General features: G+C 71.1%; 14 protein-coding genes and 1 rRNA gene. 2 read left to right on the forward strand and 13 right to left on the reverse strand.

All coding sequences use genetic code 11. The features are described from left to right. Positions 1-15: 15 nt before the first annotated feature. Together BG482_RS09570 and BG482_RS09575 are read right to left on the reverse strand one after the other, a co-directional pair. Positions 16-1541, reverse strand: a 16S ribosomal RNA gene (locus tag BG482_RS09570). A 683-nt stretch (positions 1542-2224) separates the two neighbouring features. Then, positions 2225-3232 (reverse strand): stage II sporulation protein M, encoded by a 1008-nt coding sequence (locus BG482_RS09575; protein ID WP_069768499.1) that lies wholly within the window; start codon positions 3230-3232, stop codon positions 2225-2227. 130 nt (positions 3233-3362) lie between these two features. On the opposite strand from BG482_RS09575, the gene BG482_RS09580 reads away from it, so the two are divergent. Continuing rightward, positions 3363-4328: an RDD family protein gene (locus BG482_RS09580; protein WP_069768500.1), complete on the forward strand. Its 966-nt coding sequence runs from the start codon at positions 3363-3365 to the stop codon at positions 4326-4328. Between the two features lie 21 nt (positions 4329-4349). Here the strand turns inward: BG482_RS09580 and BG482_RS09585 are convergent, their stop codons facing one another. The 8 genes from BG482_RS09585 to BG482_RS09615 all read right to left on the reverse strand — a co-directional run bounded on the left by BG482_RS09585 (position 4350) and on the right by BG482_RS09615 (position 13539). Beyond that, a complete protein-coding gene (locus BG482_RS09585; RefSeq protein WP_069768501.1) occupies positions 4350-4964 on the reverse strand; it encodes a hypothetical protein in 615 nt (204 codons plus the stop codon). Between the two features lie 217 nt (positions 4965-5181). After that, on the reverse strand, positions 5182-6639 hold the full coding sequence (gene ahcY / locus BG482_RS09590) for an adenosylhomocysteinase (RefSeq protein WP_069768502.1): 1458 nt from the start codon (positions 6637-6639) through the stop codon (positions 5182-5184). Positions 6640-6997: 358 nt separating this feature from the next. Continuing rightward, positions 6998-7978 carry a cation diffusion facilitator family transporter gene (locus BG482_RS09595; protein ID WP_069768503.1) on the reverse strand — a complete coding sequence of 327 codons (981 nt, stop codon included), beginning with the start codon at positions 7976-7978 and terminating at the stop codon, positions 6998-7000. Between the two features lie 125 nt (positions 7979-8103). Next, a complete protein-coding gene (gene manA, locus BG482_RS09600; RefSeq protein WP_069768504.1) occupies positions 8104-9255 on the reverse strand; it encodes a mannose-6-phosphate isomerase, class I in 1152 nt (383 codons plus the stop codon). Between the two features lie 89 nt (positions 9256-9344). After that, positions 9345-10478: an SIS domain-containing protein gene (locus tag BG482_RS09605; RefSeq protein ID WP_069768505.1), complete on the reverse strand. Its 1134-nt coding sequence runs from the start codon at positions 10476-10478 to the stop codon at positions 9345-9347. A 253-nt stretch (positions 10479-10731) separates the two neighbouring features. Beyond that, positions 10732-10902 (reverse strand): Trm112 family protein, encoded by a 171-nt coding sequence (locus BG482_RS40780; RefSeq protein WP_079141712.1) that lies wholly within the window; start codon positions 10900-10902, stop codon positions 10732-10734. Between the two features lie 353 nt (positions 10903-11255). Continuing rightward, positions 11256-12620 carry a phosphomannomutase/phosphoglucomutase gene (locus BG482_RS09610; RefSeq protein WP_069768506.1) on the reverse strand — a complete coding sequence of 455 codons (1365 nt, stop codon included), beginning with the start codon at positions 12618-12620 and terminating at the stop codon, positions 11256-11258. 496 nt (positions 12621-13116) lie between these two features. Beyond that, positions 13117-13539: a DUF3499 domain-containing protein gene (locus tag BG482_RS09615; protein WP_069768507.1), complete on the reverse strand. Its 423-nt coding sequence runs from the start codon at positions 13537-13539 to the stop codon at positions 13117-13119. A 362-nt stretch (positions 13540-13901) separates the two neighbouring features. Here BG482_RS09615 and BG482_RS09620 point away from each other — a divergent pair, with 362 nt between their 5' ends. Next, the gene (locus BG482_RS09620; protein WP_069768508.1) at positions 13902-14282 is read left to right on the forward strand and encodes a metallopeptidase family protein; all 381 of its coding nucleotides are present in this window, start codon (positions 13902-13904) and stop codon (positions 14280-14282) included. A 55-nt stretch (positions 14283-14337) separates the two neighbouring features. On the opposite strand, the gene BG482_RS09625 is transcribed toward BG482_RS09620, so the two are convergent. The 3 genes from BG482_RS09625 to BG482_RS09635 all read right to left on the reverse strand — a co-directional run bounded on the left by BG482_RS09625 (position 14338) and on the right by BG482_RS09635 (position 20122). Beyond that, positions 14338-15900, reverse strand: a complete 1563-nt coding sequence (locus BG482_RS09625) for a DUF5719 family protein (RefSeq protein WP_069768509.1) — start codon at positions 15898-15900, stop codon at positions 14338-14340. After that, entirely contained in the window at positions 15897-19610 is a 3714-nt protein-coding gene (locus tag BG482_RS09630; RefSeq protein ID WP_079141713.1) for a glycosyltransferase, read from the reverse strand. Before BG482_RS09630 ends, BG482_RS09625 begins: the two co-directional genes overlap by 4 nt. Positions 19611-19852: 242 nt before the next feature. Then, the gene (locus BG482_RS09635; protein WP_069768511.1) at positions 19853-20122 is read right to left on the reverse strand and encodes a WhiB family transcriptional regulator; all 270 of its coding nucleotides are present in this window, start codon (positions 20120-20122) and stop codon (positions 19853-19855) included. Positions 20123-20398 lie beyond the last annotated feature (276 nt).

The raw sequence follows: 20398 nt of genomic DNA on the forward strand, positions 1-20398 counted from the left end.
AGAAGTGCTCCTTAGAAAGGAGGTGATCCAGCCGCACCTTCCGGTACGGCTACCTTGTTACGACTTCGTCCCAATCGCCAGTCCCACCTTCGACAGCTCCCTCCCACAAGGGGTTGGGCCACCGGCTTCGGGTGTTACCGACTTTCGTGACGTGACGGGCGGTGTGTACAAGGCCCGGGAACGTATTCACCGCAGCAATGCTGATCTGCGATTACTAGCAACTCCGACTTCATGGGGTCGAGTTGCAGACCCCAATCCGAACTGAGACCGGCTTTTTGAGATTCGCTCCACCTCACGGCTTCGCAGCTCTTTGTACCGGCCATTGTAGCACGTGTGCAGCCCAAGACATAAGGGGCATGATGACTTGACGTCGTCCCCACCTTCCTCCGAGTTGACCCCGGCAGTCTCCTGTGAGTCCCCATCACCCCGAAGGGCATGCTGGCAACACAGAACAAGGGTTGCGCTCGTTGCGGGACTTAACCCAACATCTCACGACACGAGCTGACGACAGCCATGCACCACCTGTACACCGACCACAAGGGGGCGACCATCTCTGGCCGTTTCCGGTGTATGTCAAGCCTTGGTAAGGTTCTTCGCGTTGCGTCGAATTAAGCCACATGCTCCGCTGCTTGTGCGGGCCCCCGTCAATTCCTTTGAGTTTTAGCCTTGCGGCCGTACTCCCCAGGCGGGGAACTTAATGCGTTAGCTGCGGCACCGACGACGTGGAATGTCGCCAACACCTAGTTCCCACCGTTTACGGCGTGGACTACCAGGGTATCTAATCCTGTTCGCTCCCCACGCTTTCGCTCCTCAGCGTCAGTAATGGCCCAGAGATCCGCCTTCGCCACCGGTGTTCCTCCTGATATCTGCGCATTTCACCGCTACACCAGGAATTCCGATCTCCCCTACCACACTCTAGTCTGCCCGTATCGAATGCAGACCCGGGGTTAAGCCCCGGGCTTTCACATCCGACGCGACAGACCGCCTACGAGCTCTTTACGCCCAATAATTCCGGACAACGCTTGCGCCCTACGTATTACCGCGGCTGCTGGCACGTAGTTAGCCGGCGCTTCTTCTGCAGGTACCGTCACTTTCGCTTCTTCCCTGCTGAAAGAGGTTTACAACCCGAAGGCCGTCATCCCTCACGCGGCGTCGCTGCATCAGGCTTTCGCCCATTGTGCAATATTCCCCACTGCTGCCTCCCGTAGGAGTCTGGGCCGTGTCTCAGTCCCAGTGTGGCCGGTCGCCCTCTCAGGCCGGCTACCCGTCGTCGCCTTGGTGAGCCATTACCTCACCAACAAGCTGATAGGCCGCGGGCTCATCCTTCACCGCCGGAGCTTTTAACCTCCACCCATGCGAGTGGAAGTGTTATCCGGTATTAGACCCCGTTTCCAGGGCTTGTCCCAGAGTGAAGGGCAGATTGCCCACGTGTTACTCACCCGTTCGCCACTAATCCCCACCGAAGTGGTTCATCGTTCGACTTGCATGTGTTAAGCACGCCGCCAGCGTTCGTCCTGAGCCAGGATCAAACTCTCCGTGAATGTTTTCCCGTAATCGGGATCGCACACACGAGAGCGGAACAGCCAGGCGGAATAAGCCCGGCCGTTCACAGCGTCCTCGCTGTGTTTACTTCAAAGGAACCTCATCCTCGGCTTTCACGGCCGGGGACGGGGTATCAACATATCTGGCGTTGATTTTTGGCACGCTGTTGAGTTCTCAAGGAACGGACGCTTCCTTTGTACTCACCCGAACTCATCCTCGGCTTTCACGGCCGGGGACGGGGTATCAACATATCTGGCGTTGATTTTTGGCACGCTGTTGAGTTCTCAAGGAACGGACGCTTCCTTTGTACTCACCCGAACTTCTCGGGCTTTCCTCCGGGCGCTTCCCTTCGGTCTTGCGTTTCCGACTCTATCAGATCTTTTTCTCGATCCGATTTCCTCGGTGCTTTCCAGGTTCCCGCTTTTGTTTCGCGGTTTCCCTTTCCGGCGGTTCCGACTTTATCAGAAGTCTCAGGCCGTTTTGACCGGCCATTCGTTTTCCGACTTATCGGGAGGGCCTCGATGGAATCTGCGATTCGAGAGGCCGACTAGATACTAACCGCTGCCGACCGGACGCTGTCCAGTTCCAGGCAACTGTTCGAATCTACCTCCCCACGCGCTCCGTGTCAACGGCTTTTGTGGGGCGAAGAGGAGACTAGCAGTTCATCGGGGCCGGTCGCACATCAGGCGGCCGTCGGCACCGTGGCGCTGCGCTCGGCCTCCTCGACGTCGCCTGTGTCGCCGGCGCGGGCGGCCCTGCCGCCGAGGACATAGACGTAAGCCAGGAAGGCCAGTTCGGCGGTGATGCCGAGCGCGATGCGAGCCCAGGTGGGCAGGCCGGACGGGGTGACGAACCCTTCGATGCAGCCGGAGACGAACAGGACCAGGGCGAGTCCGATCGCCATGCCCACGGCGGCCCGGCCCTCTTCGGCCAGGGCGTTGCGGCGAGTGCGGGGGCCGGGGTCGATCACGGTCCAGCCCAGGCGGAGTCCGGTGCCGGCCGCGACGAAGACCGCGGTCAGTTCGAGCAGGCCGTGTGGCAGGACCAGTCCGAGGAAGGTGTCGAGTCGGCCCGCGGAGGACATGAGGCCGGCGCCGATGCCGAGGTTGAGCATGTTCTGGAAGAGGATCCAGAGGACCGGCAGCCCCAGGAAGACGCCCAGGACGAGACACATCGCGGCGGCCTGTGCGTTGTTCGTCCAGACCTGAGCGGCGAAGGCCGCTGCCTGGTGGCTCGAGTAGTACGTCTCGTAGAGGCCGCCCGGCCGGGTGAGCTGACGCAGCTCGTCGGGGGCCGCTATGGAGGACTGGACCTCCGGGTGGGTTCCGATCCACCAGCCGAGGAGGACGGCGACGGCGGTGGAGAGCAGCGCGGTCGGCACCCACCAGTGGCGCGCCCGGTAGACCGCGGCCGGGAAGCTGCGCGTCAGGAAGCGCGTCACGTCACGCCAGGAGGCGCGACGGGTTCCGGTCACGGCGCTCCGCGCGCGAGCCACGAGTTGGGTGAGCCTGCCGGTGAGCTGGGGGTCGGGGGCGCTCGACTGGATGAGGGAGAGGTGGGTGGCGGTGCGCTGATAGAGGGTGACGAGTTCGTCGGTCTCTGCGCCGGTGAGGTGGCGCCGGCGGCGCAGGAGCGCGTCGAGGCGTTCCCATTCCGCTCGGTGGGCGGAGACGAAGACGTCGAGGTCCATCGGTGTGCCTGCTCCTCGGCTGTTCTTCAGCGGCCGGTGGTGATGTCAGCTTGTCCTACTGCGGCGCGATGTGCCTTCAGCTTGGCAGACTGACCGTTCACGGGGGCGGGCCAGGGAAGGGACGACGGGCGTGAGTGAGCTGGTGACGGGTGAGGCGGTGGCGCTGGAGCTGCGGCCTGCCAGGCTGCCGAGCCGGGCGTTGGCCACGTTGCTCGACCTGGTGGTGGTCTTCGTGGTCTACCTCGTGGTGGGTGTCGCGCTGTTGGCTGCGACGGCTTCCCTGGACGACGCGGCGCAGATCGCGTTGTCGATCGCCACGTTCCTGCTGGTGCCGGTGGGCGGGCCGATCGCGGTGGAGACGCTGAGCCACGGTCGTTCGCTCGGCAAGATGGCGTGCGGACTGCGGGTGGTGCGGGACGACGGCGGGCCGATCCGGTTCCGGCACGCGCTGGTGCGGGGTGCGGTCGGTGTGGTGGAGATTCTGCTGACGTTCGGGGTGGTGGCCTGTATCGCCTCGCTCGTGTCGGCGCGGGGGCGGCGGCTGGGCGATGTCTTCGCCGGGACGTTGGTGGTGCGTGAGCGGGTTCCGGTGGCGCGGTCCGGTTTCGTGCCGCCGCCTCCGCCCTGGCTGGCGGGGCGTTTCCAGGGGCTCGATCTGTCCGCGGTGCCGGATGGGCTGTGGCTGGCGGTGCGCCAGTACCTGGGGCGGATGAATCAGCTGGATCCGCAGGTCGGCTGGGCGATGGCGCAGCGGTTGGCGGGTGATGTCGCGGCGCGGACGGGGGTTCCGGTCCCGCAGGGGGTGCCGCCGGCCGCTTTTCTGGCGGCGGTGGTGCAGGAGCGGCAGGTCCGGGAGGCGAGGCGGGTGTTCACTGGCGGCTCCTTCAGTCCACCGGACCCGTACCGGCCGCCGACGGCCTTTGACCCGCCGAGGCCGTACGGGTCGCCGGCGCCGTCCCCGACGGGGCCCCCGACGTCGTCGTACGAACCGTCGGCGGCCGCTGCGTCGCCGCCCGGGCGGTACGAGGCTGCTCCGGTGCGGGAGGTCGGTGATCGGCCTGAGGGGGCCGGCACCGGGTTCGTGCCGCCTGCGTAGGGCTGCCTGACCGGAAGCGGTTCAGGCGAAGGTGGACGGGGGTGTCTCCAGGTCTTCCAGCTCGACGCCGGGGGCCGCGAGGACGACGTCCCCGGCGATGTGCACGGTGTGCTGTTCGCCGGTGTCCAGGGCTGTGACCTGGTATTCGTCCACGGTCAGGGGGCCGTTGTCAGTGGCGTGTGCTTCTCTTCCCAGCAAGGCCCAGGACTGGTCCACGGTGCGCGGGGCGAGGACCGGATCCGTGAAGGCGACGAGGCGTACGCGGGTTGCCGAGGAGGAGGGGGTGAGGCGCAGGAGCCGGGTGGTCGCGACGAGGAACGCGGGGGACGTGCCGGTGAAGGCGTGGGCGGGGACGTTGCCTTCCGTGGCATCGACGCCGGTGGGGTCGGTACGGACCCAGGTGACGCCGTCCAGGGCTGCGCCGCGTACCTGCCAGCTGCTCGCGTGGAGTTCGAGGCGCAGGGGTCGGCCGAGGTCGTCGAGGGTGAGGTCGACGGAACCGGTGTGATCGCCGGCGGGGGTGGTCAGCTGGGAGACGTAGCGCCAGCCGGAGGGGCCGGGGGCGCAGTGGAAGTGCTCGTGTGCGAGGGGGGTGTGATCGTGCGGATCGTGGAGCGAATAGCGGCCGCGGGGCATCGGGGTCCTGGGGTGTGACGGGCCGGCCGGTCGGGTCCGTTGCGTCGTCCCGGTGAGCGGGTCGGGCCGGCTGACGGCCGGTCCGGCCGTGGGCCGAAGGGGCAGGCCCCCGTCACGGGGGTGCGGGGGCCTGCCTCGGAGGACCTGAGAGGGCCTGCCTGGTGCTGAGGGGCGCAGTCAGTGCACGGACGCGTTTCTCAGCGGGCGGGCTGCGGACTCAGTAGCGGTACTGGTCGGACTTGTAGGGCCCGTCGACCTCGACGCCGATGTACGCCGCCTGCTCGGGGCGCAGTGTGGTCAGCTTGACGCCGAGGGCGTCGAGGTGGAGGCGGGCGACCTTCTCGTCCAGGTGCTTGGGCAGCGTGTAGACGCCCGTGGGGTACTCGTCGGGCTTGGTGAACAGCTCGATCTGCGCCAGCGTCTGGTCCGCGAAGGAGTTCGACATCACGAACGACGGGTGGCCGGTGGCGTTGCCGAGGTTCAGCAGGCGGCCCTCCGACAGCACGATGATCACCTTGCCGTCGGGGAAGGTCCACGTGTGGACCTGCGGCTTGACCTCGTCCTTGACGATGCCGGGGATCCCGGCCAGGCCGGCCATGTCGATCTCGTTGTCGAAGTGGCCGATGTTCCCGACGATCGCCTGGTGCTTCATCTTGGCCATGTCCGAGGCCATGATGATGTCCTTGTTGCCCGTCGTCGTGATGAAGATGTCTCCCTTGTCGACGACCTCGTCCAGCGTCGTGACCTGGTAGCCGTCCATCGCCGCCTGCAGCGCGCAGATCGGGTCGATCTCCGTGACGATCACTCGCGCGCCCTGGCCGCGCAGCGACTCGGCGCACCCCTTGCCGACGTCGCCGTAGCCGCACACGACGGCCGTCTTGCCGCCGATGAGGACGTCGGTGGCGCGGTTGATGCCGTCGATCAGCGAATGGCGGCAGCCGTACTTGTTGTCGAACTTCGACTTCGTCACCGCGTCGTTCACGTTGATCGCCGGGAACAGGAGGACGCCGTCGCGCTGCATCTCGTACAGACGGTGCACGCCCGTCGTGGTCTCCTCCGTCACGCCGCGGATCTCCGAGGCGAGCTGGGTCCACTTCTGCGAGCCCTCGGTGATGGTGCGGTTGAGGAGTTCGAGGACGACACGGTGCTCGTCGTTCTCGGCGGTGTCGACCGAGGGGACCTTGCCGTCCTTCTCGTACTCGACGCCCTTGTGGACGAGGAGGGTGGCGTCACCGCCGTCGTCGAGGATCATGTTCGGGCCGCCGGTGGGGCTGTCCGGCCAGGTCAGCGCCTGCTCCGTGCACCACCAGTACTCCTCCAGCGTCTCGCCCTTCCAGGCGAAGACGGGCACGCCCTGCGGGTCGTCCACCGTGCCCTCGGGGCCGACGGCGATCGCCGCCGCCGCGTGGTCCTGGGTGGAGAAGATGTTGCAGGACGCCCAACGGACGCGGGCGCCCAGCGCGACCAGCGTCTCGATCAGTACGGCCGTCTGCACCGTCATGTGCAGGGAACCGGTCACGCGCGCACCGGCCAGCGGCTGTGCTTCGGCGTACTCCCGGCGGATCGCCATCAGGCCCGGCATCTCGTGCTCGGCGAGAGTGATCTCCTTGCGGCCGAAAGCGGCCAGGGAGAGATCGGCGACCTTGAAGTCCTGTCGGTTATCGACAGTCGTCATGGTGTGCTGCTCCTCGGGGTCGGTCGAGAGGGTGGATACGGCTGGTCTGCGCGCCGGCGGACACAGGGGTGCCCCAAGGAGGACACAGGCATGCCCGCGTACGCGTAGCGCAGTCCGTCGGAGGCCCTCTCTCCCTCGGCCGGTCCGCTCGGACCGCCCGACCGCCATCAGCAGCGACGTCTGGCTCCGTCCCAAGCTACACCGCGGGCGCGGGCCGCCCCAGTCCGCATCCGGTCGGATCAAGCCGTTTGTGGGCGGCCGGGGGGCGGCGGCAGGGCCTGCCGGTGGTGTTCGCGTGCCCTGTCGGACGGTGCGGTGGTCGCGCTCAGTGCTCAGTGCGCGGACTCAGTGCTCGGGCTCAGTGCTCGGTGGGCTGCTGGGCGGGGCCGCCCGGGGTGGCCTCGCGGTCGGGGCCCTTGGCGGCCTCGGCCTCGCTGTAGATGTCGGGTTCGAGGTAGATCACGCGGGCGATGGGGACGGCGGCGCGGATGCGGGCCTCGGCGGCGTTGATGGCGGTGGCGACCTGGGCGGCGGTGTCGTCGTGCTGGACGGCGATCTTGGCGGCGACCAGGAGTTCCTCGGGGCCGAGGTGGAGGGTGCGCATGTGGATGACGCCGGTGACGGTGTGCCCGTCGACGACGGCGGCCTCGATCTTCTGGACGTCTTCCAGGCCGGCGGACTCGCCGAGGAGCAGGGACTTGGTCTCGCCGGCGAGGACGAGGGCGATGAGAACGAGGAGGACGCCGATGCAGACGGTGCCGATGCCGTCCCAGACGCCGTCGCCGGTGAGGAGGGCCAGGCCGACGCCGCCGAGGGCGAGGACGAGACCGATCAGCGCGCCGAAGTCCTCCAGGAGGACGACGGGCAGTTCCGGGGCCTTGGCGCGGCGGATGAACTGCGACCAGGAGAGCTTGCCGCGCAGTTCGTTGGATTCCTTGATGGCCGTGCGGAAGGAGAAGCCCTCGGCGATGATCGCGAAGACGAGTACGCCGACGGGCCAGTACCAGTGCTCGATCTCGTGCGGGTGCTTGATCTTCTCGTAGCCCTCGTAGATGGCGAACATGCCGCCGACCGAGAAGAGGACGATGGAGACGAGGAAGGCGTAGATGTAGCGCTCGCGGCCGTAGCCGAAGGGGTGTTGGGGTGTCGCCTCGCGCTGGGCCTTCTTGCCGCCGATGAGGAGCAGGGCCTGGTTCCCGGAGTCGGCGAGGGAGTGCACGCCTTCGGCGAGCATGGACGACGAGCCGCTGAAGGCGAACGCCACGAACTTCGATGCCGCGATCGCGAGGTTGGCGCCGAGTGCCGCCACGATCGCCCTACTGCCGCCTGACGCGCTCATGTTTTCGCGTTGTCCCTTCGCCTTCGTGCATGCGGTTCGCCGTTCAGGCCTTTGCACGTCCTTTGCCGGTGGGTCATTCTTGCAGCCCGTTCCGGCGACGGCTGTTCAGGTATCCACAAGCGCGGTCAGACAATCACCGTGGCGCGGAAGAGAGTGCCGACGCCGGACGCCGATGCCTTGTCGGCGGCGGGCACGAACACGGACTGACCGGGGGTGAGTCGGTGTTCGCCCGCCCGTACGGTCCCCGCCGTGCAGAGCAGGATCTGCGGGGTGTCGCGGGTCAGGTCGTGGGTGGCGCCGCCCTCCGCCAGGACGTGGCGGGACAGGCGGAACTCGTCGATGGGGGTCTCGTAGACCTCTTCGCCGTCGGGTGCGGCCTCGGGGCGCAGGACGCCGGGGTCGCCGGGTTCGAAGCGGACGACGCGCAGCAGTTCGGGGACGTCGACGTGTTTGGGGGTGAGGCCGCAGCGCAGCACGTTGTCGGAGTTGGCCATGATCTCGACGCCGAGGCCGTTGAGGTAGGCGTGCGGGATGCCGGCGCCGAGGAACAGGGCTTCGCCGGGCTGGAGTCGGACGTGGTTGAGCAGCATGGCGGCGAGGACGCCGGGGTCGCCGGGGTAGTGGTGGGCGATGCCTGCGTAGGGGGCGTGCTCGCCGCCGAGGCGGTCGCAGGCGGCGGCGGCCTCGGCGACGGTGTGGGCCGTCTCCTCGCGGTCGGCGGTGAGGATCGCGGTGAGGACTTCGCGCAGGGCGGCGTCCTCCGGGTGGGCGTGCAGGAGGTCGACGTAGGGCTTGACGGAGCCGACGCCGAGGGCGTCGAGGAGGTCGGCGGCCTGTGCGGGGGGACGGAAGCCGCAGAGGCCGTCGAACTCGGTGAGGGCGCAGATGAGTTCGGGCTTGTGGTTGGCGTCCTTGTAGTTGCGGTGCGGGGCGTCGATGGGGATCCCGCGGCGTTCTTCGTCCGCGTAGCCCTGCGCGGCCTGTGTGAGGTCGGGGTGGACCTGGAGGGAGAGCGGGGCGCCGGCGGCGAGGAGTTTGAGGAGGAAGGGCAGGCGCGGGCCGAACGCGTCGACGGTGCGTGCGCCGAGTTCGCGTGCCGGGTCGGCGGCGATCACCTCGGCGAGGGTGCCCCGGCCGGTGCGTGAGGGTGCGCCGGGGTGGGCGCCCATCCACATCTCTGCCTGCGGTTCGCCGGTAGGCCGGGCGCCGAGCAGGTGCGGGATCGCGGTGGGGGAACCCCAGGCGTAGGGGCGGATGGTGTTGTCGAGGCGGTCCATGCGGTTCTCTCTGCCTGCCCTGGGTGTCGCTGCCTGCCCCGGGGTCGGTCGTCGGGCGTCCGGCCGCGGTCGGCGGACGGTCGAGGGGATCAGGCTCCTGAGGCGAGCGCCAGGTAGACGGCGGCGAAGTCGGTGGTGGCGATCAGCTCGGCGAGGGTGACGAGTGCGTCGCCCTCCTCGGGTTCGAGTTCGCTGATCGGGGTGTCGTGGCCGAGGGCCAGGTCGCGGGCGGCGGGGGCGGCGGTGAGGCCGCCGATGGGGCGGTCGCGCAGCAGCACCACGCGCGCGTGCAGGGCGGGTGCTTCTTCGACGCGGTCGCGGAAGAAGTCCTCCGGGTCGGCGCTCGCGGCGAGGGGGCCTGCGAGGAGGGCGCTGTGTTCGGCGAGGGCTTCGGGGAGCTCGGCGACGAGGGCGGGGCGGCCGGCGAGTTCGGCGAGGGCGGCGGCGAAACGGCGGCCGGCGGGCCCGGCGGAGGTGCCTTCGGTCCAGATCACGGGGAGTGCGTCGGCGAGTTCGCCGGCCAGGGTCTTCGCCGGGTTGCTGTAGGTCGCGACGGCGGGGCCGCAGCGTTCGGCGACGTGGTCGAGCCGGTCGGCGACCGCCTCCAGCGCCTCGGGTGGGGCGGAGAGCAGGGCGATGCGGTCCAGGAGGGCGAGCAGGGGGGTGAGGAGGGCCCACAGGACGCCGGGGGCGGAGGCGGCGACGGGGGGCTGTTCGTCCTGTTCGTACGGCGCGGTCGCCATGGGGACGAAGAGGCTGTGGCCCGTGGTGGCCGTTTCGGCGACGGGGGTGTTCGGGGGGGCGACGGCGACGACGGTGCAGCCGCGGCGGTAGGCGTGCTCGGCGAGGAGGGCGAGGCCGGGTTCGCCGCCGTCGGGGGTGGCGATGAGGAGGAGGTCGACGGACCCGGCCCAGCCCGGGAGTTCCCAGCGCAGGGCGCCCGCGTCGGGGGCGACGCCGGTGGGCGACAGGTGGACGACGGGGCAGGCGGCGCCGGCGAGGGTGCCGAGGAGGTCGGCGACGCTGACGGCGGCGGCGCCGGGGCCCGCGATGAGGATGGCGCGGGGGCGGCCGTCCGGTTCGAGGGCGCGGACGCCGGCCTCGGTCGCGTACCGGGCGGCGGTGCGGACGCGGGCGCCGGCTTCGGCCGCGCCGCGCAGGAGTGCCCGGTGGTCGGCCTCGGCGAGGGCCTCCGGCGTGTCGAGCAGCGAGTCGTCGAGCATGGCGGCAGTCTCCGATCGCCCGGAGGCGTCGTCGGTGTGCGGGGCCGGGGGTTGAGGTGCGCGCGGGGAGGTGGCGGGGTTCGGCATGGCCTGTGGGGGCCGTTCCCGCTGCTCCCCGCGGTGCGTGATCGCCCGGGTGGGGTCGGTGCGTGGCGGTGGGCTGGGCATCGGGCGAGCGCGCCGGTGGGGCGGGGCGCAAGGGCCGGTGCCGGGGGGTGGGGCGGTGGCCGCGGGTGGAGCGCGCGGCGTGAGGTCACGCGGGGTGGCGGGCCTCGTCGACGAGCAGGACGGGGATGCCGTCGCGGACGGGGTACGCCAGGCCGCAGTCCTGGCCCGTGCAGATCAGCTCTGTGTCCTGCTCCTCGAGGGGGGCGTGGCAGGCGGGGCAGGCGAGGATCTCCAGGAGGCCGGCTTCGAGCGGCATGGGGTGTCCCTTCGGGGTGGGCCGGTGTGCGTCCGGGGTGTGGTGCCGGGTGGTGCTGAGGGCGTGCGGTAGTGCCTGGTCAGGGTACCGCCGGTGAGGGTGGGGCGTGGGGGTTGGCCGGGATGCGGTGAGAGCGGGTGGGGAGGGGGCTCCGGCGGGCGCCGGGCCCGGGTGGCCGTCGTGGGGGGTCGTTCCCGCCGCTCACCCGGGCCCGGCGCTGGTCCTCCCTGCTCCTCACCGCCCGGATACGGGTGCCCGCGCGGGTCGTCGGGCTGCGTGCTCGGGACGCTCACGGCTGGGTTCTCCGGGCTGGGTTCTCCGGGCTCGGCGACCGGGCTGGGCGCTCCGGGCGCTCAGGCTCTGATGATCGCCAGGGCCTCGTCCCGGATCCTGGTCATCGTCGGTTCGTCCCGGGCTTCCGCGTTGAGGCGCAGGAGGGGTTCGGTGTTGGAGGGGCGCACGTTGAACCACCAGTCGGCGGACGAGACGGTCAGGCCGTCGAGTTCGTCCAGGGTGACGTCGTCGCGGTCGCCGTACGCCGCCCTGATCGCGGCGATGCGGTCGGCCTGGTCGGCGACCGTGGAGTTGATCTCGCCGGAGCCGCTGTAGCGGTCGTACTCGGCGACGAGGCGGGACAGGGGGCCGTCCTGCCCGCCGAGGGCCGCCAGGACGTGGAGCGCGGCGAGCATGCCGGTGTCGGCGTTCCAGAAGTCCTTGAAGTAGTAGTGCGCGGAGTGCTCACCGCCGAAGATCGCGCCGGAGCGGGCCATCTCGGCCTTGATGAAGGAGTGGCCCACGCGGGTGCGGACGGGGGTGCCACCGTGCTCGCCGACGACCTCGGGGACGGTCCGGGAGGTGATCAGGTTGTGGATGACCGTGCCCCGGCCGCCGCTGCGCGCGAGTTCCCGGACGGCGACCAGGGCCGTGATCGCGGACGGGGAGACCGGCTCGCCCCGCTCGTCGACGACGAAGCAGCGGTCGGCGTCGCCGTCGAAGGCGAGACCGAGGTCGGCGCCCTCTTCACGGACCCGCTTCTGGAGGTCGACGAGGTTCGCCGGGTCCAGGGGGTTGGCCTCGTGGTTGGGGAAGGTGCCGTCCAGTTCGAAGTAGAGGGGCACGACGGACAGGGGGAGGCCTTCGAGGACCGTGGGGACGGTGTGGCCGCCCATGCCGTTGCCCGCGTCGACGACGACCTTCAGGGGGCGGATGGAGGTCAGGTCGACGAGTGCGCGCAGGTGTGCCGCGTAGTCCTTCAACGTGTCGGTGTCGGAGACGGTTCCCCGCTCGGGTGCGGATTCGGGTGCGCCCGTCTCCGTCCACTTCTCGACCAGTTCGCGGATCTGGGTCAGGCCGGTGTCCTGGCCGACCGGGGCCGCGCCGGCCCGGCACAGCTTGATGCCGTTGTAGCGGGCCGGGTTGTGCGAGGCGGTGAACATCGCTCCGGGCAGGTTCAGCGCGCCCGACGCGTAGTACAGCTGGTCCGTGGAGCACAGGCCGATCCGGGTGACGTGCACGCCGAGTGCCGCCGCGCCGCGTGCGAAGGCGTCGCTGAGGGCCGGCGAGGAGGGGCGCATGTCGTGGCCCACGACGATCGCCTCGGCGTCGGTCACCTGGGCGAAGGCCGCCCCGAAGAGTTCGGCCAGCGACTCGTCCCACTGGTCCGGGACCACTCCGCGCACGTCGTACGCCTTCACGATCTGTGACAGATCAGCAGCCACGGCCAACCTTCCTGAAGTCCTGTAGGTCACCACAAACTACCCGGGCCGGTTCGGCGTCCGCTGTCGGGCCGCCGGGGAGCCGGGCAGCCGCGGTCCCGTCGGCGGCCCGGTGCGCCGAGGGAGACAGGGCGGGCTCGTCGGGCACGCGCGCGTGCGGGTCGGCCGCCGGCCCCTGAGGTGTCGTCAAGGCGAAGCTGTCGGCGTCGAGTTGCCCGAGGCGAGGGCGGGGCGACGGGTGGGGCGGGGTGGAGGCGTGCGTGAAAGACGGCGAACCGGGCATGGGGAGCGGCCGGTTCGCGGGACGCAAGCGGAACGTGCCGCTCCGGGCGAAGAATTGAGCAGAAAGCGATTTCCCGATGACGGCGCACACGGAGGGCCCGGAATGAGGCCGGGAATCAGGGACAGCGCGATACCGGGGAGCAGGGTGCCGGGGTGCCGACGACCGGTGCGCCGACGGGCGCGCATCAACCCTGGAGGCAGGGGAGCGGGAGCCGGTTCAGTTGTCCGGCGAGCGCAGCACCCGCAGGTGGCCGCGTCGGGCGACCTCCATCGGGTCCGCCCGGCGTCCGACGCCGCCGGCTCCGGCCGCGCGTTCCTGCGGGCGGGCGGCTTCGCGGACGGCGTTGGCAAGCGCTTCCAGATCGTCACCGCTCGGGCGGGCGGGCGTCGACCCGTCGAGGAGCCGGACGACCTCCCAGCCGCGCGGGGCGGTGAGGCGTTCGGAGTGCTCGGCGCACAGGTCGTAGCAGTGGGGTTCGGCGTAGGTGGCGAGGGGGCCGAGGACCGCGGTCGAGTCGGCGTAGACGTACGTCAGCGTCGCGACGGCGGGTCGGCCGCAGGCGGTGCGCGAACAGCGACGTACAGGGCTCACGACGTTGGACGGTACCGCACTCTTGAGCGGGCCGCGACGACTCTCCACCAGGTCACTCCACCGTGTCGTGTTGTGAAACGCCCCACGGGCCACTCCAGTCATACCCCGCTGACCTGCGCGAACACCAGCCCCTGAGAGGAAGTGGCCGCAGGAGCACGGTCATCACTCGGCACAAAGGGCACCAATTGCCACGAGTTCACCGGTCTCGGAGAGATACGGAATCGAGCCCGATCTTGGCTGGAACGGTCGTCCTGTGACCTGGGTGAGCGGCGGCCCGGGCAGGCCGGGAAGGCGTGTGGGGCCCAGCGGCGGGGAGCGGCGGGGACTACGCTTCAGTAGTGATGGACAGCCCCGTACCGCCCCCCGCCGCAGGCCCAGGTCCCCGTCGTCGTGATCGCCACGGCCGGGGCATGCGGGGGCCGATCGCGCCGCCGCAGGTGCCGTTGGCGGCCAGCCGCGCCGATGTGTTCGCCGATCTCGTGCAGGACTCCGTCGAGCGCCTGGAGCGGCGGTGGCCGCAGCTCGCCGACATCGACTTCATGGTGCTGGAGGTGCCGCGGCTGGACGCGGCACCGGAGCCCTGGAACGACGAGGCGGTCCCGTTGGGCGGGACGATCGCCGCTCGCGAGGGCCGGCGGGCGCGGGTCGTCGTCTACCGGCGGCCGGTCGAGATCCGCACCAAGGGGCGCGACGAGCGCGCCGCGCTGGTGCACGAGGTGGTCGTGGAGCAGGTCGCGGAGCTGCTGGGGCTGACCCCGGAGACGGTGGATCCGCGCTACGGCGAGGACTGAGCACTGGCCCCGCCCCCGCACGCCTCCGTCCGGGGGCCTGTACGGCCCTTTCGGGTTACTTCTGCAGCACCGCGACGTCTTCGTCGGCCTGCGGCACGGACACCGTCCCCCGGTCGTCCGGCAGGGTCTGGACGGTGAAGCCCGGGACGCCTTCCTGGGTGGACGTCAGGGTGCGGGAGGCGTAGACGGGGGTGGCCGTGAGGGTTTCCACGGTCAGGGCGTAGTTGCCCTTCAGGCCGCCGGGGACGGGGAGTTCGACGTCCTGGGTGGTGCCGGACCGGACCGTGTACGTCTTGGAGACGGCCGTGCCGCCGCCGCTGCCCGCGGACGCGGTGACCTTGACCTGGGCGGTGCCCTTGGGGGCGGTCAGGGAGAGGGTGGCGCCCTTGGCGCTGTTGCCGGCTGCGGACGCGCGCGTGCCGACCGGAGCGGTGGCGGGGATGAACGCGGACTCCTGGTCGGCGCCCTTGCCGCGCAGGACCCGTACGGCGGCGACGACCGGGACCGACTGGTCGGTGGGGGTCAGGACCAGGGATCCGGCCTCTCCGCGCGTGACGTCGCCCAGGTCGACCGAGATCGTCCTGCCGGCCTTGACGTGCAGCGTCTCGTGCCCGGCCGGGGTGATCAGACCTGAGGGGGAGGCGAGTTGCACTTTGAGGTCGGCGTCCGCGTCACCCGGGGCGTAGGCGACGAGGCGGACGGCCGTGGCGTCCTTGGGGATGCCCGGGACGACCTGGGTGGGCGCCGGGTCCGTGGCGGGGGCCAGCCAGTCGCCGCCGAGCTTTTCGTCCAGGGCCTGCACGGCGGCCCCGAGGCGGCCGCTGCGGACGTTGACGTGGACGGTGAGGTCTTCCTGCTTCTCGCCGGTGAGCGTGGACAGCAGGATCGGCTCGCTGGAGTGCGCGGGAACGGTGAGGCCCTCCCCCACCGTGGTCTCCAGGGCGCCGTCCTTGCCGTAGAGCGCGATGTCGACGACGGCGGCGGAGTCGTCCGGGTTGGTGAGGTGGACGTAGTCCGAGCGGTCGGCTGCCGTGCTGACCCCCGGGAACCAGAACTCCGTGTCGGGCGCGGAGCAGGCGAGGCCCTGCAGGCCGCGGCCGCTGCCCGCGGGGACCTCCGTGGTCTGCTGGACGGTCCAGCCGGGCGCGGAGCTGCCCTCCGCGGTGCCCAGGAGCGCGGGCGCGTCGCCGCCCGTGGTGGTGCCGACGGCCGGTGCGCCCGGCGCTTTGGGGGTGAGGGCGGGCTTCGCTGCCGGCTTCTTCTTGCCGTTCGTCTTGCCGTCCGTCTTGCCGTTCGTCTTGCCGTCCGTCTTGCCGCTCGTCTTGCCACCGGGCGTGGCGGTCGCCGGGTCCGCCGACTCCTCGGCGGCGGGGGTGAGTTCGGCCTTCCCGTCCGCGCCTGTGCCCTTGGTGACGGGCGTGAAGGACGTGTACGACGTCTCGGCGAGTTCGGAGGTGCTGGGCGCGGGGCAGAGCAGGCTCGTGCGCTCCACCGGCAGTTCGGCGGCAGCCCGGGCGGAGTCCGCGCCGGAGGCGTCCGGCTGGTTGAGCGTGGCGAACCCGGTGACGGCGGCCAGCGCGGCCGTGCCGGCGATCAGGGACAGGGTGGTGCGGTTCACTGCTGGCTCCCGTCGGGACGCTCGTCATCGGCGCCGCGGGGGTGCCGGTCCGGGTCGTAGGCGGGGTCGTACCCGCCTTGGCCGTAGCCCGACGGGTCGTAGCCCTGCTGCTGGTAGGTCTGGTCGTACGACGCCTGCTGGGCCTGGCCGTCATAGGCGTACGGGTCGTACTGACCGGCCTGGTAGGGGTCGTATGCCTGCTGGTCGTAGCCCTGCTGCTGGTACTGCTGGGCGCCCGGGTACTGCTCGCCCTGGTACTGCTCGCCCGTGTAGCCGCCGTATTCGGCGCCGGCGTAGGTCGGCTGGTCCCAGTCGGCATAGGGCTGCTGCGGGACCGCGACGGGGGGCTGTTCCTCCCCGGGGGCCGGGAACTCGTCGTGTCGGCCGGGTTCCTGGGGATCTGCGTCGGTTTCGGCCTCAGCCTCTGTCTCTGCCTCTGCCTGGGCGCGCAGCCGGCGGGCGCGGCGGCCCTCGCCGTCGACGGCCTGGGCGGGGATCGGCTCCTCCTCGGGGAGGTCGTCGTCGACGTCACGGCGGCGGCCGGGGAGGGCCAGGACGACGAGGACGAGGGCGAGCAGGCCCTGCGCCCACAGCCAGGCGGTGTGGGTGAACGGGTCGTCGTAGGTGACGTCCAGCCTGCCGCCGGAGGCGGGGAGTTCGAAGCCCTGGGCCCAGCCGTCGACGGTGGTCGGGGTGAGGGTCTTGCCGTCGAGGGTGGCCGTCCAGCCGTCGGCGGCGGCGTCGGCCAGGCGCAGCACGCGGCTGCCGGAGCCGTCGGGGACGGTGGTGTGGACGTCGACGGGACCCGCGGCGACCGGGGTGGCCGCGCCCTTGCCGGAGTCGGCGACGACGGCGGCGCGGGAGACCTCCTGGTCGACCCGCCACAGGGCGCTGCCGTCCTGCTGGCTGAGCCGCTTCAGGCCGGGGGTGGCGTCCAGGACGCGGGTGGCCTCGCGGGGCGCGCCCTTGTGGACGAGGACGTAGCCCACGGCGAACTTGCCGAGCTGGTCGGCCTGGTCGGCGCCGGAGCCGGCGACGAGGTTGGCGACGACCTTGTCGAGCTGCTTGTTCTCGCCGTCGGCGGCGGCGAGTTCGGCGTCGCCGAGCCGGGCGCCGGAGCCGCGGACCAGCATGTAGCCGACGTGGGCGGCGTCGCTGTCGAGGACGAGGGTGCGGGCCTGGTCGCGGTCGCCCGCCTCCTCGGCGACGAACGCGGGCACCTGGACGGGGTCGCGGCGCTCCAGCGGGCCGTCGGCGCCGCCGATCATCCAGCCGGCGGCGACGAGCAGCGGGCCCGCCGCGGAGGCGAAGGCGATGAGCGCGGCGACCGGCTGGCGCCAGCCGAAGCTCTGCTCGGCGACACGCGTGCGTGCTCCGTCGGCGCCGATGACGGCGGCCGCGAGGAGGGCGAGGCCGTAGACGAGGGTGGCGGGGCCGGCCCAGGTGGAGCTGTTGGACAGCACCGCGAAGACCAGGCCCACCAGGGCGACGGCCCAGGCCGCCCAGACGCCGAAGTGGCGTTCGGAGCGCAGCAGGGCGGCGAGCGCGGCGAGGACGACGCCGATGAGCATCAGGCCGTCGACGGTGCCGGGGCCGCCGGGGCTGGCGCCGAGCAGGTCGAGCGCGGTGGCGGTCGAGGGGCCGTAGTCGAGGCCGGCCTGGGTGAAGAACCCGAAGGGCAGCAGGGTCAGCGACCAGGGCGCGAGGATCAGCAGAGGGGTGCCCAGCTGGGCCAGGAAGCGCGGGCCGTAGGCGGTGAGGTCGCGGCGGCGCACGGCCAGCACCGCGAGGCCGAGGACGAGGGCGATGGGCCAGACGATCGGGGTGAACGCGGTGGTGATCGTCAGCAGCAGGGTGTACGCCCAGGTGGCGCGCCAGCTGCCGCGGCCTCCGGAGCGGTGTGTCAGGCCGCTCGCGGCGGCGCCCGCGCGGGCGATGAGCGGCAGCAGCACGGCCAGGACGGCGGTGCCGACGCGGCCGCCGGCGAGGGCGCCGGTCGCTGCGGGCAGGAAGGCGTAGACGACGGCCGCCCACGCGCGCAGGAGGCGTGACTCGACGAGCGGCCGGGAGGCGAAGTAGGCGGTGAAGCCGGCCAGCGGGACCGAGCAGACCAGCAGCAGGGTGACCGCGAGGCCGGTCGAGCCGAGCAGCAGGGTGGCCAGGGTCGCGATGACCGCGAGGTAGGGCGGTGCGGCGGGGGTGCCGCCGACGCCGACCGGGTGCCAGGCGTCGGCGTAGCGGGCCCACAGTTCGGAGGCGTCGGCCGGGGCGGGCAGCAGGGCGCCGCCCGCGAGGGCGCCGCCGCCGAGCAGGTTGCGGCAGGCGACGAGGGAGACGAGCAGCAGGACCAGGAAGAGCACCGGGCCGGGCTTGCGGGCGATGCGCTTGAGGCGCGCGAACTGCTCGATCTCCAGGAAGTCGGCGTCGTCGCCGCCGGGGCCGGACTCGACGGCGCCGCCGTGCCGGCCCGCTCCGGAGACGGCCTCGGGATCGGAGGAGCCGAAGTAGTCGCCGACGGCCTGCTCGACGGTGGCCCGCACGGTCGCGCCGGGCGGCGGGAACAGGGCGCGCAGTTCGTCCTTGTCGACCTTCGGCTTTCCGCGCCTGCGTCGCCCGGCGATGATCCGCTCGGGGCGCAGCAGGGTGCTCAGCAGGCCGCGGATCTCGTCGAGGGCCTGTCCGGGGACCTTGCCGACGAGGTTGGCGAGGGTGCGCACCAGGGTGCCGAGGACGAGGCGGACCAGGATCCAGGGCAGCAGCGCCGTACGGCTGTTGACGAGGAGGGTGTAGACGGCGCCGGCCTTGTCGACCTTGTGCGGGGAGGCGGTGGTGCGGCCCGCGCAGTCGACGGCGCGGCGCTCGCGGGAGGCGGCTTCCGCGTGCCGTACGACGGCTTCGGGGGCGATGAGGACGCGGTGGCCGGCGGCCTGCGCGCGCCAGCACAGGTCGACGTCGTCGCGCATCAGGGGCAGCCGGCGGTCGAACCCGCCGAGCTGCTCGAAGACGTCGCGGCGGATCAGCATGCCGGCGGTGGACACGGACAGCACGGACCGGACGTGGTCGTGCTGGCCCTGGTCCTGTTCGCGGCGGTCCAGGCCGGTCCAGCGGCGGCCGGAGTGGGCGATGGTGACGCCGACCTCGAGGAGCTGGCGGCGGTCGTACCAGCCGCGGAGCTTGGGGCCGACGACGGCCACGTCGTCACGGCCGAGTTCGAGTTCGTTCTCCACCACGCGCAGCAGTTCGGCCAGCGCGTCCGGTTCGGGGGCGCTGTCGTCGTGCAGCAGCCACAGCCACTGGACGGGCTCTCCGTGCGGGAGGTCCGGCAGGTCGTAGGCGTCGTCGCGCCAGGTGCGCGTGACGGGGTCCCAGCCGCTGGGGCGCTTGAGGTAGGGCAGTTCCTCGGGGGTGAGGACGGGGGCCGTACGGTTGGCCTCCTCGACGGCCTGGCCGAAGCCGGTGCGGCGGGCGAGGTGCAGGACGCGGTCGTCGCCGAGGGCCTCGGTGACCAGCCGCGCGGAGTCGTCCGAGCTGCCGGTGTCGGCGGCCATCACGGACTGGACGGGGCGCTCCTGGCCGAGCAGCCCGGCGAGCGCGTCGGGCAACCAGCGGGCACCGTCGTGGGAGACGATCACCGCGGTCACGACATGACGCGGGAACTCAGGTGTGGCAGCGCCGTCTTGGTGGGCTGCCGTGTGGCTGTGCACGGACATCGAGGTACGGGCCCCGGTTCGCTGGACTGCGGTGGACGCCTGCGCCGCGTGGGGGCGCGGAAGCGTCTCGGACGAGCGCCCACACTATCGGCTGGGCAGGACGACGGCCCGCCGCCTGTGGACAACCCACACGCGACGGGCCGTTCGGACCCTGGCGCCCGAAGGCGCCTCCATGTGTCTCGATATCGAGACACCGTGCCGCCGGGGCGTCGGCCGTCGCGCCCGTGCGGCGTGGGCGGTTCTCAGACCGCCGCCTTCTTCAGCCTGCGGCGTTCCCGCTCCGACAGGCCGCCCCAGATGCCGAATCTCTCGTCGTTGGAGAGGGCGTACTCCAGGCATTCGGAGCGGACCTCGCAGGCGAGGCAGACCTTCTTCGCCTCGCGGGTGGAGCCGCCCTTCTCGGGGAAGAAGGACTCGGGATCGGTCTGGGCGCACAGTGCGCGCTCCTGCCAGCCGAGTTCCTCGTCCGCGTCGTCGACGTCGACCAGCAGTTGCTGCACCAGCTCGGTCATGTGCGCCCCTCGCTCTGTCTTTCGCGTCCCCGTGACGTGGCCGTTACCGATTCCGGCTGAACGACACGAGTGAAATTACAAGTGTGCTGCTCCGGGCGAGTCAAGCCGAGATCTGCTATTGGGCCCCTTATTCACTCTGCGGAACCAAGGCCATGCAGTAAGTGTTCAAATCGCCATAAACCTTGACAAGCAGATGGAGCCCCGGAGGGCCACCGCCCCGCACAGCGCCTGTACGGGGAAAGACGCCCGGAGGTTCGATCCCGTTGCGGCACGCGC

It is taken from the genome of Streptomyces sp. LUP30 (genome assembly GCF_001746365.1).
Taxonomy (GTDB): Bacteria; Actinomycetota; Actinomycetes; order Streptomycetales; family Streptomycetaceae; genus Streptomyces.

Bases quoted from the DNA above. Each gene is read 5' to 3' on its own strand.
- BG482_RS09575 (WP_069768499.1), bottom strand. From the start codon at position 3,232: ATGGACCTCGACGTCTTCGTCTCCGCCCACCGAGCGGAATGGGAACGC.
- BG482_RS09585 (WP_069768501.1), bottom strand. From the start codon at position 4,964: ATGCCCCGCGGCCGCTATTCGCTCCACGATCCGCACGATCACACCCCC.
- ahcY (WP_069768502.1), bottom strand. From the start codon at position 6,639: ATGACGACTGTCGATAACCGACAGGACTTCAAGGTCGCCGATCTCTCC.
- BG482_RS09595 (WP_069768503.1), bottom strand. From the start codon at position 7,978: ATGAGCGCGTCAGGCGGCAGTAGGGCGATCGTGGCGGCACTCGGCGCC.
- manA (WP_069768504.1), bottom strand. From the start codon at position 9,255: ATGGACCGCCTCGACAACACCATCCGCCCCTACGCCTGGGGTTCCCCC.
- BG482_RS09605 (WP_069768505.1), bottom strand. From the start codon at position 10,478: ATGCTCGACGACTCGCTGCTCGACACGCCGGAGGCCCTCGCCGAGGCC.
- BG482_RS40780 (WP_079141712.1), bottom strand. From the start codon at position 10,902: ATGCCGCTCGAAGCCGGCCTCCTGGAGATCCTCGCCTGCCCCGCCTGC.
- BG482_RS09620 (WP_069768508.1), top strand. From the start codon at position 13,902: ATGCGGGGGCCGATCGCGCCGCCGCAGGTGCCGTTGGCGGCCAGCCGC.
- BG482_RS09630 (WP_079141713.1), bottom strand. From the start codon at position 19,610: ATGTCCGTGCACAGCCACACGGCAGCCCACCAAGACGGCGCTGCCACA.
- BG482_RS09635 (WP_069768511.1), bottom strand. From the start codon at position 20,122: ATGACCGAGCTGGTGCAGCAACTGCTGGTCGACGTCGACGACGCGGAC.